This window comes from Micromonospora sp. DT228 (assembly GCF_049841595.1).
GTDB lineage: Bacteria > Actinomycetota > Actinomycetes > Mycobacteriales > Micromonosporaceae > Micromonospora.
The window spans coordinates 1-3,291 of sequence record NZ_JBNCKO010000046.1 but is presented as its reverse complement, the minus strand read 5'-3'; the positions used below and the strand labels follow the sequence as shown (position 1 = coordinate 3,291).

At 68.3% G+C, this 3,291-nt stretch carries 1 protein-coding gene; it reads left to right on the top strand.

The window, feature by feature from the left end; all coding sequences use genetic code 11:
- Nucleotides 1-235: 235 nt before the first annotated feature.
- On the top strand, nt 236-3,291 hold a 3,056-nt coding region (gene fdh / locus ACLQ29_RS35315), incomplete at its 3' end, for a formate dehydrogenase (RefSeq protein ID WP_425775692.1).

Genomic DNA, 3,291 nt, shown 5'->3' with positions numbered 1-3,291 from the left:
GGAGGGTGTCGGTGTGACTCAGTGTCCCCGGGCCTCACCTAATATCGCCGTCGCGGAATACCGTTTGGCTGGAGCCGTGCCGCGCCACTCGCCGAGAGGCGACCTGCACACCGACACCAGCGCCGCCCCCGGTCCACAGGGCCGGGGGCGGCGCTGTCTGTCTGCCCCCACTCGCGAACATGTCTCGGTTGACCTATCTTCATGGGGTCGCTCGCGTGGGAGGGGGTGTCAGGGCATGGGTCTGCGTACCTTCATCGAGGGTTGGCCGGTTTACCGGCAGCTCACCGGCACCGATCCGCTCGGTCGGGGTGCCGCGGCCAAGTCCACCCGGTCGGCAGAACTCACCGCGCGCACCGATGACGCGGATTCGATGGCCCGGTCGGTCTGCCCGTACTGCGCCGTCGGTTGTGGTCAGCGGGTGTACGTCAAGGATGGCCAGGTCACCCAGATCGAGGGCGATCCGGACAGCCCGATCTCGCGGGGTCGGCTGTGCCCGAAGGGTTCGGCCAGTAAGAGTCTGGTGACCAGTCCGCTGCGGCAGACGACTGTGCGTTACCGCCGTCCGTACTCGACGCAGTGGGAGGATCTGGACCTCGACACCGCGCTGGACATGATCGCCGACCGGATGCTCGCGGCCCGTGCGCAGACCTGGGAGGACGTCGACACGCAGGGCCGGCCGCTCAACCGGACGCTGGGTTTCTCCAGTCTGGGTGGGGCGACGCTGGACAACGAGGAGAACTACCTCATCAAGAAGTTGTTCACCGCGATGGGGGCGCTCCAGATCGAGAACCAGGCCCGTATTTGACACTCCGCCACCGTCCCCGGTCTGGGGGCCAGCTTCGGTCGTGGCGGTGCGACGGATTTCCAGCAGGACATCGCCAACGCTGACGTGATCGTCATCCAGGGTTCGAACATGGCTGAGGCGCACCCGGTGGGCTTCCAGTGGGTGATGGAGGCCAAGCGCAAGGGTGCGAAGGTCTTCCACGTCGACCCGCGGTTCACCCGGACCAGTGCGGTGGCTGACGCGTACCTGCCGATCCGGGCGGGCACGGACATCGCCCTGCTGGGTGGTGTGGTGCGCTACATCCTGGACAACGAGTTGGACTTCCGGGAGTACGTGCTGTCGTACACCAACGCGGCGACGATCGTCAGCGAGGACTTCGTCGACACCGAGGACGGCGACGGGTTCTTCTCCGGGTTCGATCCGGCGACCGGCGCCTACGTGCAGGACAGTTGGCAGTACGCGGGGCACGAGGGTTCGTCCGGCAGTGGGCACACCGAGCAGGAGCGGGACAGCGCCGCGGGTCTGACGCACGAGTCGCACGGCGCACCTGTCGGCGGGCAGACCGAACGCGACGAGACGTTGCGGCACCCGCGCTGCGTCTACCAGATCCTCAAGCGACACTTTGCCCGCTACACCCCGGAGATGGTGGAACGGGTGTGCGGCATCCCGCGGGAGCAGTTCCTGGAGTTGGCCGAGGCGTGGACGCGGAACTCCGGTCGGGAGCGCACCGGCATGCTGATCTACTCGGTGGGGTGGACGCAGCACAGCGTCGGTGTGCAGTACATCCGTACCGGGGCGATCATCCAACTGCTGCTCGGCAACATGGGTCGCCCGGGCGGGGGCGTGATGGCCCTGCGCGGGCACGCCAGCATCCAGGGCTCCACCGACATCCCGACGTTGTTCAACCTGCTGCCCGGGTACCTGCCGATGCCGCACCACGCCGAACACCCGAGCTTCGACGAGTGGGTGGACAGCATCCGGCACCCGGGTCAGAAGGGCTTCTGGGGTAACGCGCGGTCGTTCGCGGCGAGCCTGCTCAAGGCGTACTGGGGTGACGCGGCGACGCCGGAGAACGACTTCTGTTACGGCTACCTGCCCCGGTTGACCGGTGACCACGGCACCTACCAGCAGGTGCTCAACATGATCGACGGGAAGATCAAGGGCTACTTCCTGCTCGGTCAGAACCCGGCGGTCGGCTCGGCGCACGGCCGGGCGCAGCGCCTGGGCATGGCCAACCTGGACTGGTTGGTGGTCCGGGACCTGTTCATGATCGAGAGCGCCACGTTCTGGCAGAACGGCCCCGAGGTCGCCACCGGGGAGATCGTGCCGGAGGAGTGCCGCACCGAGGTGTTCTTCCTGCCCGCCGCCTCGCACGTGGAGAAGGAGGGCACGTTCACCCAGACGCAGCGGCTGTTGCAGTGGCGGGAGAAGGCCGTCGAGCCGCCGGGCGACGCCCGCTCCGAGCTGTGGTTCTTCTACCACCTGGGGCGCAGGCTGCGGGAGAGGCTGGCCGACTCACAGTTGCCGCGGGACCGGGCGCTGCTCGACCTCACCTGGGACTACCCCACGCACGGTCCGCACGCGGAGCCGAGCGCCGAGTCGGTGCTGCGCGAGATCAACGGGTACGACGTGGCGAGTGGCCGCCCGCTGTCCGGCTTCGCCGAGGCCCGCGCGGATGGTTCCACCGCGATCGGCTGCTGGATCTACACCGGTGTGTACGCCGACGGTGTCAACCAGGCGGCGCGGCGTAAGTCCCGACACGAGCAGGACTGGGTGGCCGCCGAGTGGGGGTGGGCGTGGCCGGCGAACCGGCGCATCCTCTACAACCGTGCCTCCGCCGACCCGGACGGCAACCCGTGGAGTGAGCGCAAACGCTACGTCTGGTGGGACGCGGAGGAGGGCGAGTGGACCGGCTACGACGTGCCGGACTTCGAGAAGACCAAACCGCCGTCGTACCGGCCGCCGCCCGGCGCGTCCGGGACGGAGGGCATCGCCGGTGACGACCCGTTCGTCATGCAGGGTGACGGCAAGGGCTGGCTGTACGCGCCCAGCGGCGTGCTGGACGGGCCGCTGCCGACGCACTACGAGCCGGTGGAGTCGCCGGTGCGTAACCCGCTCTACCGGCAGCAGGCCAACCCGACCCGCAAGATGTACGCGCACCCGGTCAACTCGGTGAACCCGAGCCCACCGCAGGAGCACAGTCAGGTGTTCCCGTACGTGTTCACGGTCAGCCGGCTCACCGAGCACCACACCGCCGGTGGGATGAGCCGTACCGTCCGGACGTTGGCCGAGTTGCAACCGGAGATGTTCGTCGAGGTGTCACCGGAGATGGCGGGCGAGGCGGGGCTGACCCATCTGGGGTGGGCGCACCTGGTCAGCGGTCGTGCGGTGATCGAGGCGAAGGTGCTGGTGACCGACCGGCTCACCCCTTTGCGGGTGGACGGTCGGATCATCCACCAGGTGTGGTTGCCGTACCACTTCGGTTTCGAGGGTCTGGTGACCGGCGA